21 protein-coding genes are annotated in these 19,018 nt (G+C 36.4%); 5 read left to right on the plus strand and 16 right to left on the minus strand.

Annotated elements, in window-relative coordinates; genetic code table 11:
- Positions 1 to 231: 231 nt before the first annotated feature.
- Complete coding sequence (locus L1275_RS07735) at positions 232 to 2,007, minus strand: MFS transporter (RefSeq protein WP_253471488.1); 1,776 nt, start codon at positions 2,005 to 2,007, stop codon at positions 232 to 234.
- A 204-nt stretch (positions 2,008 to 2,211) separates the two neighbouring features.
- Here L1275_RS07735 and L1275_RS07740 point away from each other — a divergent pair, with 204 nt between their 5' ends.
- Complete coding sequence (locus tag L1275_RS07740) at positions 2,212 to 3,186, plus strand: hypothetical protein (protein WP_253471489.1); 975 nt, start codon at positions 2,212 to 2,214, stop codon at positions 3,184 to 3,186.
- 16 nt (positions 3,187 to 3,202) lie between these two features.
- Here the strand turns inward: L1275_RS07740 and L1275_RS07745 are convergent, their stop codons facing one another.
- The gene (locus tag L1275_RS07745) at positions 3,203 to 3,757 is read right to left on the minus strand and encodes a Smr/MutS family protein (protein ID WP_253471490.1); all 555 of its coding nucleotides are present in this window, start codon (positions 3,755 to 3,757) and stop codon (positions 3,203 to 3,205) included.
- Complete coding sequence (locus L1275_RS07750) at positions 3,747 to 3,947, minus strand: hypothetical protein (protein ID WP_253471491.1); 201 nt, start codon at positions 3,945 to 3,947, stop codon at positions 3,747 to 3,749. The genes L1275_RS07745 and L1275_RS07750 overlap by 11 nt, the downstream gene beginning before the upstream one ends.
- Before the next feature lie 190 nt (positions 3,948 to 4,137).
- Between L1275_RS07750 and L1275_RS07755 the strand changes: the two genes are divergently transcribed.
- Positions 4,138 to 4,419: a DUF2752 domain-containing protein gene (locus L1275_RS07755; RefSeq protein WP_253471492.1), complete on the plus strand. Its 282-nt coding sequence runs from the start codon at positions 4,138 to 4,140 to the stop codon at positions 4,417 to 4,419.
- Positions 4,420 to 4,429: 10 nt separating this feature from the next.
- On the plus strand, positions 4,430 to 4,768 hold the full coding sequence (locus L1275_RS07760) for a CCC motif membrane protein (protein ID WP_253471493.1): 339 nt from the start codon (positions 4,430 to 4,432) through the stop codon (positions 4,766 to 4,768).
- 49 nt (positions 4,769 to 4,817) lie between these two features.
- Here the strand turns inward: L1275_RS07760 and pdxH are convergent, their stop codons facing one another.
- From pdxH to pyrR, 5 genes are all read right to left on the minus strand, one after another.
- A complete protein-coding gene (gene pdxH, locus L1275_RS07765; protein ID WP_253471494.1) occupies positions 4,818 to 5,462 on the minus strand; it encodes a pyridoxamine 5'-phosphate oxidase in 645 nt (214 codons plus the stop codon).
- Between the two features lie 10 nt (positions 5,463 to 5,472).
- Positions 5,473 to 6,378, minus strand: a complete 906-nt coding sequence (locus L1275_RS07770; RefSeq protein ID WP_253471495.1) for a ribonuclease Z — start codon at positions 6,376 to 6,378, stop codon at positions 5,473 to 5,475.
- Between the two features lie 91 nt (positions 6,379 to 6,469).
- Complete coding sequence (locus L1275_RS07775) at positions 6,470 to 6,802, minus strand: ribonuclease Z (RefSeq protein WP_253471496.1); 333 nt, start codon at positions 6,800 to 6,802, stop codon at positions 6,470 to 6,472.
- Positions 6,803 to 6,838: 36 nt separating this feature from the next.
- Positions 6,839 to 7,765 (minus strand): aspartate carbamoyltransferase catalytic subunit, encoded by a 927-nt coding sequence (locus tag L1275_RS07780; RefSeq protein WP_253471497.1) that lies wholly within the window; start codon positions 7,763 to 7,765, stop codon positions 6,839 to 6,841.
- Positions 7,766 to 7,798: 33 nt separating this feature from the next.
- Positions 7,799 to 8,350, minus strand: a complete 552-nt coding sequence (gene pyrR, locus L1275_RS07785; protein ID WP_253471498.1) for a bifunctional pyr operon transcriptional regulator/uracil phosphoribosyltransferase PyrR — start codon at positions 8,348 to 8,350, stop codon at positions 7,799 to 7,801.
- Between the two features lie 182 nt (positions 8,351 to 8,532).
- Here pyrR and L1275_RS07790 point away from each other — a divergent pair, with 182 nt between their 5' ends.
- Both L1275_RS07790 and L1275_RS07795 read left to right on the plus strand, forming a co-directional pair.
- Positions 8,533 to 8,850: a YbjQ family protein gene (locus L1275_RS07790; RefSeq protein WP_253471499.1), complete on the plus strand. Its 318-nt coding sequence runs from the start codon at positions 8,533 to 8,535 to the stop codon at positions 8,848 to 8,850.
- Between the two features lie 56 nt (positions 8,851 to 8,906).
- Positions 8,907 to 9,932, plus strand: coding sequence for an META domain-containing protein (locus L1275_RS07795; protein ID WP_253471500.1), 1,026 nt, complete (start codon positions 8,907 to 8,909; stop codon positions 9,930 to 9,932).
- Positions 9,933 to 9,990: 58 nt separating this feature from the next.
- On the opposite strand, the gene L1275_RS07800 is transcribed toward L1275_RS07795, so the two are convergent.
- The 8 genes from L1275_RS07800 to lpxD form a co-directional block, all read right to left on the minus strand.
- Complete coding sequence (locus L1275_RS07800) at positions 9,991 to 12,534, minus strand: M1 family aminopeptidase (protein WP_253471502.1); 2,544 nt, start codon at positions 12,532 to 12,534, stop codon at positions 9,991 to 9,993.
- 321 nt (positions 12,535 to 12,855) lie between these two features.
- On the minus strand, positions 12,856 to 13,728 hold the full coding sequence (sucD, locus tag L1275_RS07805) for a succinate--CoA ligase subunit alpha (RefSeq protein WP_253471504.1): 873 nt from the start codon (positions 13,726 to 13,728) through the stop codon (positions 12,856 to 12,858).
- A 91-nt stretch (positions 13,729 to 13,819) separates the two neighbouring features.
- Positions 13,820 to 14,185, minus strand: a complete 366-nt coding sequence (locus L1275_RS07810; RefSeq protein ID WP_253471506.1) for a nuclear transport factor 2 family protein — start codon at positions 14,183 to 14,185, stop codon at positions 13,820 to 13,822.
- Entirely contained in the window at positions 14,182 to 15,117 is a 936-nt protein-coding gene (locus L1275_RS07815; RefSeq protein ID WP_253471508.1) for a UDP-3-O-(3-hydroxymyristoyl)glucosamine N-acyltransferase, read from the minus strand. The genes L1275_RS07810 and L1275_RS07815 overlap by 4 nt, the downstream gene beginning before the upstream one ends.
- A 42-nt stretch (positions 15,118 to 15,159) precedes the next feature.
- Positions 15,160 to 15,726, minus strand: coding sequence for an elongation factor P (gene efp / locus L1275_RS07820; RefSeq protein WP_253471510.1), 567 nt, complete (start codon positions 15,724 to 15,726; stop codon positions 15,160 to 15,162).
- 17 nt (positions 15,727 to 15,743) lie between these two features.
- The gene (lpxA, locus tag L1275_RS07825; protein ID WP_253471512.1) at positions 15,744 to 16,529 is read right to left on the minus strand and encodes an acyl-ACP--UDP-N-acetylglucosamine O-acyltransferase; all 786 of its coding nucleotides are present in this window, start codon (positions 16,527 to 16,529) and stop codon (positions 15,744 to 15,746) included.
- An 11-nt stretch (positions 16,530 to 16,540) separates the two neighbouring features.
- Complete coding sequence (locus tag L1275_RS07830; protein WP_253471514.1) at positions 16,541 to 17,932, minus strand: bifunctional UDP-3-O-[3-hydroxymyristoyl] N-acetylglucosamine deacetylase/3-hydroxyacyl-ACP dehydratase; 1,392 nt, start codon at positions 17,930 to 17,932, stop codon at positions 16,541 to 16,543.
- Positions 17,933 to 17,988: 56 nt separating this feature from the next.
- On the minus strand, positions 17,989 to 19,002 hold the full coding sequence (gene lpxD / locus L1275_RS07835; protein WP_253471516.1) for a UDP-3-O-(3-hydroxymyristoyl)glucosamine N-acyltransferase: 1,014 nt from the start codon (positions 19,000 to 19,002) through the stop codon (positions 17,989 to 17,991).
- Between the last annotated feature and the right edge of the window lie 16 nt (positions 19,003 to 19,018).

Raw genomic sequence — 19,018 nt, forward strand, 5'->3', positions numbered from 1 at the left:
AAAAATGCCTTTGTTTACCGAACCTTTTTAGTTACTCTTTAATGTCCTTCTGCTGATTAGTAGGAAAGACTACAAAATTAATAAACTTCGGAAGATTTTAAAAGATATTCCGCATTTGTTTATCATCAAAAAACCGCTTTTTTGTTCTTTTCTCAGTTTGTGCAAAAATAATGCAATTACTTAAACTTTAATCGTATCCTAGCTTAAGCTATTAAAAACGGGATTCTATATTTAATTATCAATAGCATCAATATCGATACGTTGTTTTAGCAATACTTTTTTAACCACTATCGCAAAGATCAACAAATAGATAAAACAGAAAAAAGGTACTAGATACGAGTTATGAATCCCAATAATGTCCGCTAATTTACCTTGAATCGGAGGTATAATTCCACCTCCCAATATCATCATGATTAAAAAAGAAGAACCTTGAGCTGTATATTTACCCAATCCAATGATCGCGAGATTAAAAATAGCTGGCCACATAATACTACATGCCAAGCCTCCTGCTAAAAAGGCATAAATAGCAATCATACCCTCGGTCATCAATCCTACTCCTATCGCTGATATTCCCAATATACTAAACAACAATAATGTTCGGGCAGATCGATCTTTACTCAGAAATGAAAAAACAATCTGTATGATCACACAAATAATATAATAATACAAGGGTTCAACATCATTTCCAGCCAAAATATTGACTCCCAAAATAACGAAAAATGCCAATAGCGGAACCACTATTAATGCTATGGTTTTTTTATATCCAGTCAAAGCAAATACACTTACAGCTCCTGCCCATCGCCCAATCATCAAACTCCCCCAATACATCGATATATATGGAGCAATCTCTGATGAATGCAATCCTCCAAATTCCTGTAGTTTCAGTAATTCTCCGAGATTACTACCGATTCCCACTTCCGCTCCAACATACGCAAACAACGCAATCATACCTAAGACCAATTGAGGATACTGCATAGCTCCCCAACCTTCACTGCGTTTCTGACTGCCCTTATATGCATAAAACAAAGAACCTAATATAATAACTAAACCCAAAGACAACCAGATCATTCTCTGGTGTTCAATCGGTTGCTTGATTTCTTTTATATCAACTTGTAATTGATTAATATCCGACTGGCGCTTGACTAATTCTTCTGGAACCAGTTCTAAAGTGGTCAATTCTTGTTGTTTGGATTCTAAAACAGCTTCCATTTCTAAAACTGTTGCATTGGCGTCGCTTTTGTAAGTCTGAAAAACAGGAATAAAAACCAAGATCAACAATAAAGTCATCATCAACAAAACCTTTAATGCTTTGTTGGCTTTTTCCATCGGTTCTCCCAATATACCAGAAGGTACTTTTTTCGAAAAGTAAAACATCGCCGCAGCAATCAAGAACAAGATGCCCACTGCTGCATATAAAAGACTGGTAGTATCTAAAGTCAAATGTTTTATCTGATCATCAGTAATAGAAGAAGTACTTCCAAATAATGCAAAAGCAACGATTAATGGTCCTATAGTCGTTCCCAATGAATTGATGCCTCCACCTAAATTAACCCGGCTAGCACCTGTTTTGGGATTACCCAACAAAATAGCAAACGGATTTGCCGCAATTTGCTGTAGAGAAAATCCAAGTGCAACGACAAATAATCCAATAAGTAGTCCTGCATAAAAATTAGTTTGAACGGCCCAGATCATCACAGCAGCTCCGGCGGTTGAAAATAATAAACCGTACACGATACTGCGTTTATAGCCCCATTTGGACACCAAATCTTTGCCTTTAACAGCGCTAAATACAAACAAAAATAGCGAACCAAAGTAATATGCGGTATAAAATGCAAAATCGATCAACTGCGATTGAAATTGATCTAATGAAAAATAATTTTTACAGAAGGGAATAAAAATACTATTACCAGCGGAAAAAAATCCCCAGAAAAAAAACACCGTCACTAAAGTATATAAAGCAGGGTAATTGGTTTTAATAACAGCTGTTGATTCAGTACGCTCTTTCATTAACATAATTTTTAGATTTCAAATATAGCCTTTTCTAAAAAAATCTAAGCCTTTATAGTTAGTATTTCTATTTATAAATAACTTATTTTTGTTGCAATAATATTTTAGAAAAGGAAATCGCTTGAGTCGTTTTTAATTCCCCTACTAGGGAACTTGAAAATAAACCGATTAGCGACCCATTGAATAACAAAAGACCATTCAGATATGAAAAGATTGTTAAGTTTAGGCCTTCTCGCCTTCTTTTTAAATAGTTGCGATGACGGAGATATTGTTTATCAAGAACTTAATTTCGACAATAATCCAGTTGAAAAATGCAGCACAAAAAATCTGTTCCTTAAAAAGAACGGAAAGGATATGCTTATTTTCAAGATAGACACCTTACAATTGAGTGCGAACAACCTGCCATTAGCTCAACCTAAAACTTTTGAAATCGGCACTAATGTTGAACTTATCTATAGGGTTTATGACGATCTAGCAATTTCTGCATCGATCTGTGAAAGCCTACCTCCAGCTAAACCCGTTGTCACCTCTGAAATGAAAGCCAGCCCTGGTGGTACCGCTGTCATCACAAGAGATTTGCGAACTCTTGCTCCATCGACAGAAACGGATCCAATCACTATAGTTTATTTTTATAATTTTGAATTTAGAAACATAAGCTTTAAAGACGGAGACAACGATATCAATAATTCGAAAATAGCTTTTGGTGAATATCAGTATACTCAAAACCAATTGACCTTTAAGTTTAAAGAGAATTTTAATCCTATTCCATGTACAACAGGGGACGATCTGAGATTGGTAGTACATAGTGACACCGACGCTATGATTTTAAGCTTACCACAAAATTCAATTGAACTTACTGAAGGTACTCAAACCTTCAATATCGATGAAACACATTTCCTATTATATAAGTCCTATCAAATTAGAGGCGGTGTCGTGACTAGTGAAATGGCTTGTAGCAATGAAACCATCTTCGGAAACACCAAACAGTTAGAAAACTGGAAAGCTGTGGAAGGAATCGTTAAAATTGTAACCAATAAGGTTATTCAAGCTGAAAATGATCCAGAAGCAAAAACGGAATATTCGCATAAAATTTCACTTGAAAAAGTCAAGTTCACTAAAGAAGGCAGAACCTTTACCAAGGATATTGTCCCATTTGGAATTTATAACAGTAAACTTTAAAAATAAAAAATCCCAACTAACGGTTGGGATTTTGTTTTATATAAACTTGAGTAGCACCCAGTCCGTATTTCTGATAGTTCGCATCTTCAAAGACAACTTCCTGATAGCGCGCAAATAAATAATCCAATTCCAATTTTAATACCCCCTCCCCGATGCCGTGAATAAACACCACTCTGGGAATTTTATTGCGGATCGCAAATTCTACTTGCCCGCGTGCGGTATCTACTTGTAAGGTTAAAATATCGTGATTACTCATACCTCTAAAGTTGGGAACCAATTTTTCGATATGTAAATCTACCTCCAGTACAAAATCATCTTTCTTAGACTTTTTCTCTTTGACAAAGGATCGCTTGATCGAGCTTTGTTTATCGAGTAAAGCCGCGGATATAGAAGAAATAGTAGCGGCTTGTTTTAACTCTGACGTATCACCTATTTTAATCAGTTCATTCAGCTGGTATTTCAACAAAAAACCGTCTTCGGTTTCTATAGTTACTTCGTTCTGGTTTATGTTGACTACGATTCCATTTTGATCTTCATCTAAAACAGAAACTTGATCTCCTTTATTTATCATCTTTATCGGGACTGTTAGTGGGTGTATCTGCGGTTTTATTACTCGGTACTTTAGACATTAAACGCATCATGCCATAAAAAAACAAGACCACTCCGACGATTTGGATCCAAATATTCGGATGTTCATTGGTTTGTTCGACAAAAGCCCAAGCTATAAACACTAAGGTTACTATTATATATATATATTTCATCTGTAAATCTGTATTGTTTTTATATTCCCGCAATGACAATCACCTATTTTAGATATTGGCATATAAAGGACTTTTTCTCTACAATTTATATAAAAGTAGCACCTCAAAAATAAACAAGTTTAAAAAATTGTACTAATTATTTAATTACATTTTTTTTTTGTAAAATTGCTGTACTAATTATTCATCAACAATGGAAGACCTTATGCTACCCTGTCTTAACAAATCGATTTTCGGTATCGATTGCTTAGGCTGTGGTACTCAGAGAGCTATCGTTTTAATTGGGCAGGGCGAATTTGTAAAAGCCTTTTATATGTTTCCCGCAATTTACACTTTACTTTTATTTTTCGGAGCAGTAATTTTAAATTTTATTGATCTCTCGCGAAATTATCACAAGATTATGATCGGATTAGCCATCACCAATGCGTTTATCATGGTGGCTTCCTACATTCTAAAAATGTTTTTTCTAACTTAATACATAAAAAATGGATACTCAATTCGCACAAAAATTACCGAATTCCAATACCGTACTTATCTTGGGAATCGTTTCCCTAGTGATGTGTTGTTGCTGGGGAGTTGGTTTGATTCCCGCTATTATTGGGCTAGTTTTAGCTAATAAAGACAGTAAATTATATCAAGCTAACCCAAGCGGGTATACGGGATATCAAAATCTAAATACCGGTAAAATTCTTTGTATTATTGGTCTTGTTTTAGGTGTCATCAATCTTTTATTGAATCTATACATCTCGGTGATTTACGGTATGGATAACTTCCAAGAAATGCTACAAGAGTTTCAAACTCAAATGCAACAACAACAAAATTAAGAGTTACAAAAAAAGCAGCCGATGGCTGCTTTTTTTTTATTGTTTATATTTAAGGAGCTAGTCGCTCTATCTTCCAATCCATATCCGCTTGTAATGAATACCGAATTCGATCGTGTAATCGATTGGGTCTTCCCTGCCAGAACTCTATCGATTGTGGTCGTACTAAAAAACCACCCCAATGAATCGGTTTTACTAGCGCTGTAACCTGAGCTTGATTTTCTAAATCTTTTAATTGGTCTTGCAAATAGTCATAAGAAGGAATTACTTCACTCTGAGGAGATACTATAGCCCCCAACTTACTTCCCTCTGGACGACTGTCAAAATAATTAGCTGATGCTTCCGCACTAAGCTTTTCTGCCAAGCCCTTAATAATCACTTGACGCTCCATCGAGGGCCAAAAAAAAGACAATCCCACCTGAGGATGTGCCAAGATAGATCTGCCCTTTTCAGAATTGTAATTCGTATAAAAAACAAAACCATTTTCATCATATTTCTTTAACAATACAATACGTGATTTTGGAAAACCATCTAATCCCAAAGTAGAAACCATCATCGCATTAACTTCTTCTATACCCGAAAACTCTTCAACTTCATAAAACCATTTCCTAAACTGCATCAACGGATTTGAATCTACTTCAGACTCGATTAGTGCACTTTTTTCATACGATTTTCTATAATTACTTAGATCACTCATATACTTCTAATTAAAATTCAAACTCTTTACCATCATCGGCACAAATGACCTCTGGAAAAATAGTCAAAGCTTCCTCTCTAAACAAATTGATATCCGCATATCTCGTTGAGTAATGTCCCAAGATTAACTGTTTGACTTCCGCCTTTAACGCTATGGTAGCGGCTTCTTTCGCAGTACTGTGTTTGGTTCTATCCGTGTAATGTGATTCTGATTCCAAAAAAGTACTTTCGTGATACAGTACATCAACCCCCTTTATAATGGGAATAACCGCTTCGTTATAGACGGTATCGGAACAAAAAGCATAACTCTTAGCAGCAACCGGCTCATAGGTAATATCAATATTATGTACCAAAGTTCCATCGTCTAAGGTAATATCTCCACCGTTTTTTATCTTTTGATAATAACACGATTCAATACCCAAATCCTCAATAGCGCCAATTTTTAATTTGCGCTCACCTAATTTCTCTTGAAATAAATAACCGTTGGTATAAACTCGGTGAATCAACGGAATGGTATTTACTGTCACCTGATCATCTTCATAAACCACGACACTTTCCTTACTTTCCAATTCATGGAAATACAAATTATATCCCGTAAAAGAATTCGATAAGCGAAGTTGTAACAAAATCACTTCTTTAATTCCCTTAGGACCATACACATGTAAATCGGACTGACGATTTAGCAACATAAAGGTTGAAATCAATCCAATTAAACCATAAAAATGATCTCCGTGTAAGTGTGAAATAAAAATGTGATTAATTCTAGAAAATTTAATCTTCTTCTTTCGCAATTGAACCTGAGTTCCCTCTCCACAATCAATTAAAAACATCTGGTTCTTAATCTCCAAAACTTGCGCAGTGGGATTTGTCATCGTTCTTGGGGTGGCTGCATAACAACCGAGTATGGTTAATTTCAAGATACTTTTTTTTAAATAGTCAAGATATGAAAGTACAAAATAAATTTAGGAAAGGCTCAAAAAAAAAGCTTAATAATTAAGCTTCGTTCTTTTAAAATCCTAAATCGCGTTCAATCTCGTCCATCTCGATGATATCGTGAGCTTCTTGTATACTTGGTACGATTACTAAATCTTCGTCGAAATCATTATAATTAACAGAAGACATGACCAATACAAACGACTTCTTATTACTGGCCTGCAATTGGACTAAATCTAAAAAATCATTTAAAGATTCTTGTTCCAATTCCGGTTCATTAAGTAAATCAATAACGATATTGTGTTTTTTCAAAGATTCATATTGCCCTTTCAATTTCACTATAAAATCAGCTACAGACCCTTCATTTTTTTTAATTATTAGCGTGTGTCCCTTTTCTTTAATTTTCATTTTTCCTCCTATTTGAAATCGCGCTTGTACGACTTGTTATTTAATTTTTGAAGCCAATAAATACGTCACCGCCATTCTAACCGCAACTCCATTTTCTACTTGATCTAAAATAATAGCCTGTTGTGAATCGGCTACATCAGAAGTCAACTCCACACCACGATTAATTGGACCAGGGTGCATAATCACGATTTCTTTATTTAATGAATCTAACAATTCTTTATCTATCCCGTACTGTTGTGCATACTCGCGAGTCGATGGAAAATAATTGACATCCATACGCTCATTTTGAACCCGCAATACGTTAGCGACATCACACCACTCCAAGGCTTTTCTCAATTGAGGCTCCACTTTCACTCCAAGACTTTCAATAAATTTAGGAATCAGTGTCTTCGGCCCACAAACTCGAACTTCAGCTCCCTGCATCTGCAAGGCAAAAATATTGGACAAAGCTACTCTAGAATGTAATACATCACCAACAATCACAATCTTCTTTCCCGCTACTTCTCCGAGTCTTTCACGAATCGAATAGCTATCTAACAAGGCTTGTGTAGGATGTTCATGAGCTCCATCACCAGCATTAACAATACTCGCTTTTACATTTTTAGACAAAAAATGTGCCGCACCAGCATGGCTATGACGCATAACCACCATATCCACTTTCATCGCCAGAATATTGTTGACCGTATCCAATAGTGTCTCTCCTTTTTTAACGGAAGATTGCGCTGCTGAGAAACTGATCACATCAGCGGATAATCGCTTCTGTGCGAGCTCAAAGGACAGCTTAGTACGCGTACTGTTTTCAAAAAAAATGTTCGCGATCGTTATATCTCGTAACGAAGGAACTTTCTTTATAGGTCTATTAATAACCTCTTTAAACTGATCAGCAGTTTCAAAGATTAAATCAATATCACTTTTTGTAATGTATTTAATTCCCAACAAATGGTTTACACTTAATTCTTTCATCGTGCAATGGATTCCTCTATGTTATTAATTTTACTATTTTACCTCGTTTTGAATCAAGAATACTCCGTCTTCCTGATCATCGTTTTCACCCCAACTTACCAAAACTTTTTCGTCGTTAATTGCATCGACTTGGCGACCACGATAATCGGGTTGTATTGGCAAATGGCGGCTGAATCTGCGGTCAATTAAAACCAAAAGTTCGATTTCAGACGGACGTCCAAAAGATTGTATCGCAGTTAGTGCTGAACGAATACTTCGACCAGTATATAAAACATCATCGATAAAAATGACTTTTTTATTCTCTACTAGAAAATCAATCTGAGTTTTATTGGCTTCTAAAGGTTTTAAATTTCTTCTAAAATCATCTCTAAAAAAAGTAATATCCAGAAAACCCAAGCTGATATCTTGGACAGCATATTCCCTTTCAATGATTAACTTTAATCTTTCGGCTAAAAATTTACCTCTCGGTTGAATTCCAATGAGGATGGTATTCGAAAAATCAAGATGTTTTTCGACTAATTGACAAGCCAAACGATGCAAAATGATATTGACCTCTTTAGCAGTAAGCAATACTTTAGGATCCATAATGAAGTGTTGTGTTTGGGAGGTAAAAGTACAATTTTTTCTGCTTTCAAAATAATATTTTTAGAGAATCCTCCCTAATAGTTATATCCCCTTTCTTCTTTGTCTTTTTAAATAAACACTATCAAATACACTTTAAAAATCAAAAAATTGTATATTTATAATCCTAATTTAAAACATAACTTATGATTATCTCTACGACCCCAACACTTGAAGGTCACCCAATTAAGGAATATAAAGGTATCGTTACTGGCGAAACCATCATTGGAGCCAATGCTATAAAAGATTTTAAAGCGAGTTTCACCGATTTTTTTGGAGGTCGATCAACTTCTTATGAAAAAGTGGTTATCGAAGCGAAAAACACTGCTTTACACGAAATGCAAGAACGCGCTAAACAACTCGGAGCCAATGCCATCGTAGGGGTAGATTTAGACTATGAAACCATCGGACAATCCGGAAGTATGCTAATGGTTACTGCTAGCGGTACCGCAGTATTTATCTAACTACCAAAAAAATGGCAGGCTATTTGCCTAGTACTTCCTAAATTTAAAAATTGATTATGACAAAAAAGACACTTATGGTTACTTTATTCACAGTAATAACTGCAGTAACCCTTCAGGCACAAGTAGTAAAAAGAGTATTCGTCAAAGAAAACACCAGCCCTTGCACTGGAGTTGCTCCTATGAACTGTTTAAATGTACGCTTTGAAAATGATTTAGATTGGACATTTTTCTACAGTAATATTGATGGTTTTACTTATGAACCGGGTTTTCAATATGAGTTATTGGTTGAAGAAACCGCCCTTCCTAAAGAACAAGTGCCAGCTGATGCCTCTTCGGTACGTTATAAATTAAAAAAAATAGTTTGCAAAGTTCCCGCTAATCAAGCCATCTGGAACACCAATTGGACTTTGATTGAATTAAACGGAAAAGCCATACAACAAGACGCTGTAAAGGTTGAATTTAATGCAGCAAACAATAGCCTATACGGAAGTAGCGGATGCAACAATTTTAATATGCCGATTAGCATGAACAAGAAAAGAACCACTATGGTAACCAAACACGGTGCCGGAACTATGATGGCCTGTCAACCGGAAATCATGAAAATAGAAGGCGAATTCTTACAAACAATAGGCGATAAAAAAATTGAGCTAAAAGTTATAGATGGTCAATTAAATTTAATTCACAAAAAAAACGTGTTGATGAAGTTTAAGAAAACCACAGAAAAAAATGGTTCTGCACTAGCTTTCGTTTCCAATAAAAAATGGAAATTGATTCAAATGAATGGCAAAGCGATCGAAAAAGGACAACCCGAAATTATTTTTGATGTGGAAAACAAAAAAGTAAACGGAAGAACGGGATGTAACAATTTCTTCGGAGCATTTGATATCGATAGTGAGAACTTGTCTTTTGGAGCACTGGGAATGACCAGAATGGCTTGTATGGATGAAGTAATTTCACGTCAAGAAAATGAATTCGTTTCTTTGTTAAATGAGAAGGGACTGACTTATGATGTCGCTGATCAGACTTTTAACATCTATAAAAACAATCAATTAATATTGATGTTTGGACTGACTTCGGAATAATTAGACACTAAAAAAAGCGGCCACTTGGCCGCTTTTTTTATTTAAAATCTGCTTTTAATCAATTCATTTTATCAACGGCTTGCTGCAAAACATCCCATTGTTTTTTTAAGTTTGAGTTTTTAACCTTATCCTTTTCGTAGGCCGTTTTTTTCAAATCCACAGCGGTTTCAGCCATAGTCTTCATTAAAGATGCCGCAGCTTCACTTTGGGTTTTAATATAAGCATAATACATCGTATACATCTGTGCTGCCACATTCGTTGCTTCTTCCGTATCATTACTCATTACCCAAGTAAATCCCTTTTCCAACTGATCGGCTACTGGTGCACCCTGACTTTTTGCAAACAAATAAAAAACAGCGGTTTGTATAACCAAGTTAGCTTTGGAGAAATCATTTTCCGCAACCCATACTGGTATAAAAGCCGTGATCAATTGTTCACTATTTTTAATCACCTCTTCATCAAGACCTTCTTTATAATTTGAAAATTTTGATGGATCATGTTGAAGAACACCATCAATAGCCGCTGCTTGTACGCGATAGGAGACGCTTTTTGCCGCCTTGTCCAACAATTCGACATCAAATGCTCCCATACTGTTTAACGCAGAAATAGCCTGCGCCTGAACCAAGGTTTTAGAGTCATGCTCAGCAATACTTTTTAAAACAGGAGTCGCTTTCTCGACAACCAAGGGTACCGTAAAATCTAAGCTATTAATAGCTAAGCCTCGAATACCATCATTGTCGTCTTTCAAAGATTCCAATAAAGCAGTCAAAGCAACAACACTAGTCGATTGTTGTTTTGCAAAAGCTTCTACCGCTTCTCGACGAGCAGTATAATTACCTTTTGCAACCCGATATTGCGCCAGATATTCCTCGACGGTTTTTTGGTCGTCCTGTAAATCCGATAGCAAAACCTGATCGGCATTATAGATAACAACTTCTGGCTTTTTTGAAGTTTCGAATTCAAAAATACTATGCTCTTGCGCTCCTACCCAAACCTGCTCCCTTTTAATCTTGCCCGCTACTACGATATCAAGTGCGTAGGGAAATTCAAAAAACGTATCCCCTTGTTGCGTCACGGTTATCTTAGATTTCTTTGCTTTTGCATCATAGTCCGATTTTACAATCAAATTCGGTTGCCCACTTCCGATAAACCACTGATTGAAAAACCAATTCAAATCCCGCCCACTTACATCTTCAAGTGCCAAGCGCAATTGCGTATATTCCGCCTTGCCAAATTCATTGTCCTTTAAATATTTACTTAAACCTTTGAAGAAGGCCTCATCACCCAGATAATTTCGAAGCATATGCAAAATAGCACCACCTTTATTATACGTCACTTGGTCAAACATATCTTCTTGCGAATGATAATGCATACGAACTAAGTTTTTATCGAAATGGTCTCCATTTTTATAAGACTCCACCTGAGCATATAAATACTGATCTGCTTTTTCTTTTCCGTATTTGTGTTCGGTCCATAAATACTCTGAATAATTTGCAAAGGCTTCATTCATCGACAGATTTGACCAGCTTTCCGCAGTTACCAAATCACCAAACCAATGATGAAACAATTCATGTGCGATAACCGTTTCAGCTGAATTTTCATCAATAAGCTGACCTGGTTTTTGCTGAACACCATCATTGAACAACGACGCCGTTGTATTTTCCATAGCGCCACTTACATATTCACGAGCAGTCATCTGAGCATACTTTTCCCACGGGTAAGGATAATCCAACAGATTTGAAAAGAATTCCATCATCGCTGGCGTATCTCCAAAGATTTCACGAGCATATTCCTTGTACTCGGGCTCTACATAGTAATCAACCTCAATATTACGCCACTTGTCCTTAACAACAGCATAATCGCCAATACCTATAAAAAATAAATACGGAGCATGTTTTTGACTCATCTTCCAATAATCAGTCTTAGATCCATTTTTATTCTGCGTTGTTGACACTAAAGTACCATTGGACAGCGAAACGTATTTTTGTGGATAGGTCAAATAGATTTCCTGAGTGGTTTTCTGATTGGTCTTATCAATAGTAGGAAACCAACAAGAGGAAGACTCACTTTCACCCTGTGTCCATATTTGCGTCGGTACCTGAGCTTGTTTACCTTCAGGATTGATAAAATAAATTCCCTTCGCATCATTAATCGCTTGACTTCCCTCCTGTTTTACTTCATTGGGTTGTGCGGTATAGTCTATATAAACGGTATAGGATTCTCCCTTTTTATACGTGCGATCCAAATCGATTGACAATTCCAATCCATCGTATTTGAACTTCAGTTTTTTGGTTTTACTCCCGTCTACTAATTCTACTTTATGTATCAACATAGCCTTAGCGTCTAATTGCAAAATTGCTGTTGGGTAAAAATGAGGCTGAAGCGTAATCCAAGCCTCTCCCAAAACCAACTGTTTCGCATAGTCAAACTTTAAATCTAACTTTGTGTGAACGAGATTATTAATTCGCTCGGGTTCGGCTCTATAGATCGATATCGGATTCGACAGATTCTTTTGGTAACTAGGCGGTAAAGACTGTGTCTGCGCAGCGAGTATACCAGAACAGATCAAGGCAGAAAAGAGATAAACGAAATTTTTATTCATAGGAAACTATTTTTTTTCATTATAATCAAAGCATAGTCGTTCTCATTAATCTGAGTTGCTAGGTGCTGGTGATTTCAAGAGTATATAAGGGTGACAAAAACCCACGGATTTATCAAACCTAAAGATAAATATCTTAATTCGATAAAATTATGCTTTTAAGAATAATTTAATTTCAAGAATCGACTGCCAAGTGATGTGATCAGTAACTGGGAATCGCGACTTACGAAAATCGACTTACGAAAATCGAATCTCGACTTACACAAACGAAAAAACCAGTAATCGATGAGGATTACTGGTTTTATATATTGAATTTAGAATGAATTATCCTAAAACCTCTTTCACTTTTTTACCGATTTCAGCAGGAGAGTCTACAACGTGGATACCACATTCTTTCATGATGCGTTTTTTAGCTTCAGCTGTATCATCAGCTCCACCAACAATTGCACCAGCATGTCCCATTGTTCTACCTTTTGGAGCAGTTTCTCCAGCGATAAATCCAATAACTGGTTTTCTGTTTCCATCTGCTTTAATCCAACGAGCAGCATCAGCTTCCAATTGACCACCGATTTCACCAATCATAATAATTGCTTCAGTCTCTGGGTCATTCATCAACAATTCAACAGCTTCTTTAGTTGTCGTTCCAATGATTGGATCTCCACCAATACCGATAGCTGTAGTAATACCTAAACCTTGTTTTACTACTTGGTCAGCAGCTTCATAAGTTAAAGTTCCCGATTTAGAAACAATCCCTACTGTACCTTTTTTGAAAACGAAACCTGGCATAATACCAACTTTAGCTTCACCTGGTGTAATTACACCTGGACAGTTAGGTCCGATTAATCTTGAGCTTCTTTCCTTAACGTAATTATTTGCACGAATCATATCAGCAACTGGGATACCTTCTGTAATTGTAATAATTACTTTGATTCCTGCATCAGCAGCTTCCATAATAGCATCAGCAGCAAAAGCTGGTGGTACAAAAATAATTGATGTATCAGCGCCAGCTTGTTCAACGGCATCTTGAACCGTATTAAAAACAGGACGATCTAAATGCATTGTTCCACCTTTTCCTGGAGTTACACCACCAACAACGTTTGTTCCGTATTCAATCATTTGAGATGCGTGAAAAGTACCTTCACTACCTGTAAAACCTTGAACTATTATTTTTGAATCCTTATTGACTAAAACACTCATGATTTTGTTTTTTTTATTAAAATTTCGTTATACAAAAATAGCCATTTGAAAGCAATCTGTGAAACTTTTCTTGCTTTTATATTTCTATCTATTAAATTACTAAGTGACTCATCTGATAGCCTCGATAAAGCTTATCATCTTTGATTTCCCAAGTGGCACTAAAGGTCGCTAGAACCAGTTCCTCATCTGGATTTTCAAAGGTACTCACATAATGCGTGTACCGAATGGCAACTTCATTATCCGCAGCAACAACTTGATGAATTTCACAACGCAACGAATAATAACTCAATCGAATTTCCTTCGACAAAGCTAAGATATCTTGTTTGTCAAGTTGTACAAAGCCCTTAGAGCTAATCCAATCCATAAGCACTTCCTCGTGAAGAACTTCTTGGAGATAGTTCTTACTTAAAATAGCAACAGATTCATAAAACTTAACGACGATATCTTTTGCGGTCATATATTCTTTACTTTAATTAGAATTTCAGGAAGTTTCTTGATATTAGCTAATTGCTTTAATTTTTCTCTCGATTCTTCGATAGGCGTTCCAAAATAAACCTTACCCCCTTCAATGGATTTGGTTACTCCTGTCTGCCCTAATACTACTGCTTTCTCACCTATGGTGATACCACTTGTAGTACCTACTTGTCCCCAAAGGGTGACTTCATCTTCCACAATCACACAACCCGCAATGCCGGTTTGTGCTGCGATAAGACATTTTTTACCAATTACCGTATCGTGTCCGATATGCACTTGATTATCAATTTTTGTTCCTTCTCCGATAGTAGTATCTCCAGTTACGCCACGATCTATTGTACAAGCTGCTCCGATAGAAACACGATCTCTTACCACCACTCTTCCACAGGAGACCAAAGGATCATAACCTTCTGGACGGTTCTTAAAATAAAAAGCATCAGCTCCTAAAATAGCACCCGCATGGATCACTACATAATCACCAATAACCGTATTATCATAAAGTACTACATTGGGATGAATCAAACAATGCTGTCCAATAACAACCCCATTCCCAATAAAAACATTAGGTTGGATGTGAGTTCCCTCACCAATTTGTGCATCCACTGCTACAGCAACAGTTGCCGGTTTAAAAGGATTAAAGTATGTAGACAACTTATTAAAATCCCTAAAAGGATCGTCAGAAATCAACAATGCTTTACCTTCAGGACAAGGCACATCTTTATTAATCAATACAATAGTCGCTTTAGACTGTAAAGCTTTATCGTAATATTTTGGATGATCAACAAAAACTATTTCGCCTGCTTCCACGACATGAATTTCATTCATTCCGTATACCTCAAATCCGGGATCTCCTACAAACTTACAACCGATGATTTCAGCTATAGTTTGTAGCTCTTGAACGCTTTTAAATCTCATTTACCTGAGTTAAATATATTGAAAGATTTTAAAAAAAACTAATTATTCTTTAATACGTTCGATGTAAGCACCGGTAGCAGTATCAATTTTGATTTTATCCCCTTCATTGATAAACAAAGGAACGTTTACAGAAGCACCTGTTTCTACAGTAGCAGGTTTCGTTGCATTAGTAGCCGTGTTTCCTTTGATTCCTGGCTCAGCATAAGTTACTTCTAAAATAACTGAAGCAGGCATATCTACCGCAATCGGCATATCGGTTTCCGTATTGATTTGTACCATTACATTCTCTCCTTCTTTTAACAAATCTGGAGCATCTAATATGTTTTTCATCAAAGTGATTTGCTCGAATGTTTCCACGTGCATAAAGTGAAATTGGTCACCTTCTGGGTATAAAAACTGGAATTTATGAGTTTCCACACGAACTGGATCAATTTTATGTCCCGCAGAAAAAGTATTATCCAACACCTTTCCATTAGTCAAACTTTTCATTTTAGTACGTACAAAAGCAGGACCTTTTCCTGGTTTAACGTGTAAAAATTCAGTGATTTTATAAATATCGTTATTAAATTTGATGCACAATCCGTTTCTAATATCTGATGTACTTGCCATTTTGTATTTTTTATAAATTAATAAATTCCTGTGTAGCCCTTCATAATTCCTCTTGAGGAATTTCGAATAAACATAATGATTTCATCGCGTTCAGGAGTTGCCTCTAGATCTGCTTCAATAATACTTAAAGCTTGTGTAGTATTGTAATTCTTTTGATATAGAATTCTATAGATATCTTGAATTTCACGAATTTTCTCTGTACTAAAGCCGCGTCTTCTAAGTCCTACAGAATTGATTCCAATAAAAGACAAAGGTTCTTTTGCTGCTTTGGCATAAGGAGGTACGTCTTTTCTCAAAAGCGATCCACCGGAAATCATAGCATGGTCTCCGATATTGATGAATTGATGCACCGCGGTTAGTCCTCCGATAATAGCATGATTTCCTACAGTAACATGACCGCCGAGTAATACACCATTTACAATAATGACATTATTTCCAATATGACAGTCGTGTGCGATATGTGCCGTAGCCATCACCAAGCAGTTTGAACCAATAGTGGTTTTCCCTGAGGCGATAGTTCCTCTGTTGATCGTTACACACTCTCTGATAGTAGTATGGTCTCCAATTATGGCTAGGGAATCTTCTCCTCCAAATTTTAAATCTTGAGGAACAGCTGATATAACAGCTCCTGGAAAAATGTTGCAATTTTTACCAATTCTAGCTCCCTCCATGATAGTAACGTTGGATCCTATCCAAGTCCCTTCTCCAATCTCAACATTATTATGAATCGTTGTAAAAGGTTCAATCACTACATTTTTAGCTATTTTTGCTCCTGGATGAACATAGGCTAAAGGTTGATTCATACGATCGTTTTTTAATTTTGTTTTCTCACTATTTGCGCCATCAGTTCTGCTTCAGTGACAAGTTTTCCATTGGCATAAGCATTGGCTTGCATATGACAAATTCCTCTGCGGATTGGAGATAACAACTCCAATCTAAAAGTTAAAGTATCTCCTGGTAAAACTTTATGTTTAAATCTAACATTATCTATTTTCATAAAATAAGTCAGGTAATTTTCTGGATCTGGAACCGAGCTCAAAATCAGGATACCTCCGGTTTGTGCCATAGCCTCTACCGTTAGTACGCCTGGCATTACTGGAGCACCTGGAAAGTGCCCTACAAAGAAAGGCTCATTCATCGTCACATTTTTAAGTCCAACCACATGGGTTTCGGACATTTCCAATATTTTATCAACCAATAAAAACGGAGGACGGTGTGGCAACATAGCCATGATTTGAGTCGTATCCATCAACGGTTCTTTGTGTAAATCATAAACAGGAACCTGATTTCTCTTCTCCGCTTTGATGATTTTAGATAATTTTTTAGCAAATTGGGTATTGACAAAATGTCCGGGCTTATTAGCAATAACTTTTCCTCTAATACGAACTCCAACTAGCGCTAAATCACCGATCACATCTAATAATTTATGGCGCGCCGCCTCATTGGGATGATGCAATGTCAAATTATCTAAGATACCGTTGGGTTTAACGTTGATGGTTTCTTTTCCAAAAACCAATTTAAGATTCTGCATGGTCTCTTCCGAGATATCTTTATCTACATAAACGATGGCATTGTTTAAATCCCCTCCCTTAATCAAACCGTGAGACAATAAAGTTTCTAATTCATGTAAAAAACTAAACGTCCTTGAATTTGCAATTTCGCTTTTAAAATCACTAAGAGACTTTAAAGTAGCGTTTTGAGTTCCCAGTACCTTAGTACCAAAATCTACCATAGCAGTGACTTGATAGGTATCAGAAGGCATCAGAATAATTTCACTGCCCGAAGCCTCATCTACATATGAAATGACCTCCTTAACAATGTATTCCTCTCTTTCTGCATCTTGTTCAACTATGCCCGCTTTTTCAACTGCTTCGACGAAATACTTAGATGATCCATCCATTATCGGAGGTTCAGATGCATTGACTTCAATAATTACATTATCTAAATCACATCCAACTAAAGCAGCTAAAACATGTTCTGTGGTTTGTACTTTAACACCTCTTTTCTCTAGATTGGTTCCTCTTTGCGTATTCACTACATAAGTAGCATCTGCTTCGATAACAGGGTATCCCTCCAAATCCATTCGTACAAATGAGAATCCATTATTGATTGGCGCTGGTTTCAAGGTCATTTTGACTTGTTGCCCAGTGTGAAGTCCAACCCCTTCTAACGAAATTTCATTTTGGATGGTTTTTTGTTTAACCATAGTAGTTTATTTTATTTTTAAACATTTTGCACACATTCTACCTTCTTGACTATGTGTTATTTCTTTTTCAAATCTTCAATTTCCTGAACGATTTTTGGTAAATTTTTAAAATGGATATAGGATTTTAAAAAATCATGATACGGCAATTGTGGCGAGCCCTGAACGGATTCGTTGTCGCTTAAACTTCTCGAAACGCCCGTTTGAGCTTGAATCTTGACATGATCGCCGATAACGATATGTCCAACTATTCCAACTTGTCCCCCGATCATGCAATACTTTCCTATTTTTGCCGATCCAGCGACCCCGGTTTGCGAGGCAATTACGGTGTGTTCACCAATTTCCACATTGTGTGCAATTTGAATTTGATTATCCAATTTCACTCCTTTGCGAATAAAGGTCGAACCCAAGGTAGCCCGATCAATCGTGGTGCCTGAACCAACTTCTACGTCGTCTTCTATGATCACATTACCGATTTGAGGAACTTTGGTATAACTCCCGTCTTCTGACGGTGCAAAACCAAATCCATCTGAACCGATAATTGATCCCGAATGAAAGGTACAATTTTTTCCAATAATGGTCTCCGAATAAATTCGAACTCCAGCAAATAATACAGTATTATCTCCAATAACTACATTGTCTCCAACAAAGGTATTGGGATATATTTTTACATTGTTTCCTATTTTAGTGTTTTTTCCAATATAACTGAAACTTCCCAAATACAAATCATCGCCATAAACCACCCCTTCAGACAACACTGAAGGCTGTTCTATACCCGATTTCATCAATTTTACTTGATTGTAGTATTCTAATACTTTAGAAAAAGATTTATAGGCATCGTCAACCTTAATCAAAGTTGTCGTGATCTCATGCTCCGGTTCAAAGCTATTATTTACAATAACAACCGACGCTTTGGTAGTATATATGTGGCTTAAATATTTTGGATTGGCTAAGAAAGTCAGTGAACCTTCAGTTCCTTCTTCGATTTTGGCCAATCTATGGACCTCAATCGTAGGATCTCCTACAACCTCACCATCTAAAACGCTCGCTATTTGTCCTGCTGTTATTTTCATCACCGCAAAAATATAA

This window comes from Flavobacterium sp. HSC-61S13 (genome assembly GCF_024171535.1).
GTDB lineage: Bacteria > Bacteroidota > Bacteroidia > Flavobacteriales > Flavobacteriaceae > Flavobacterium.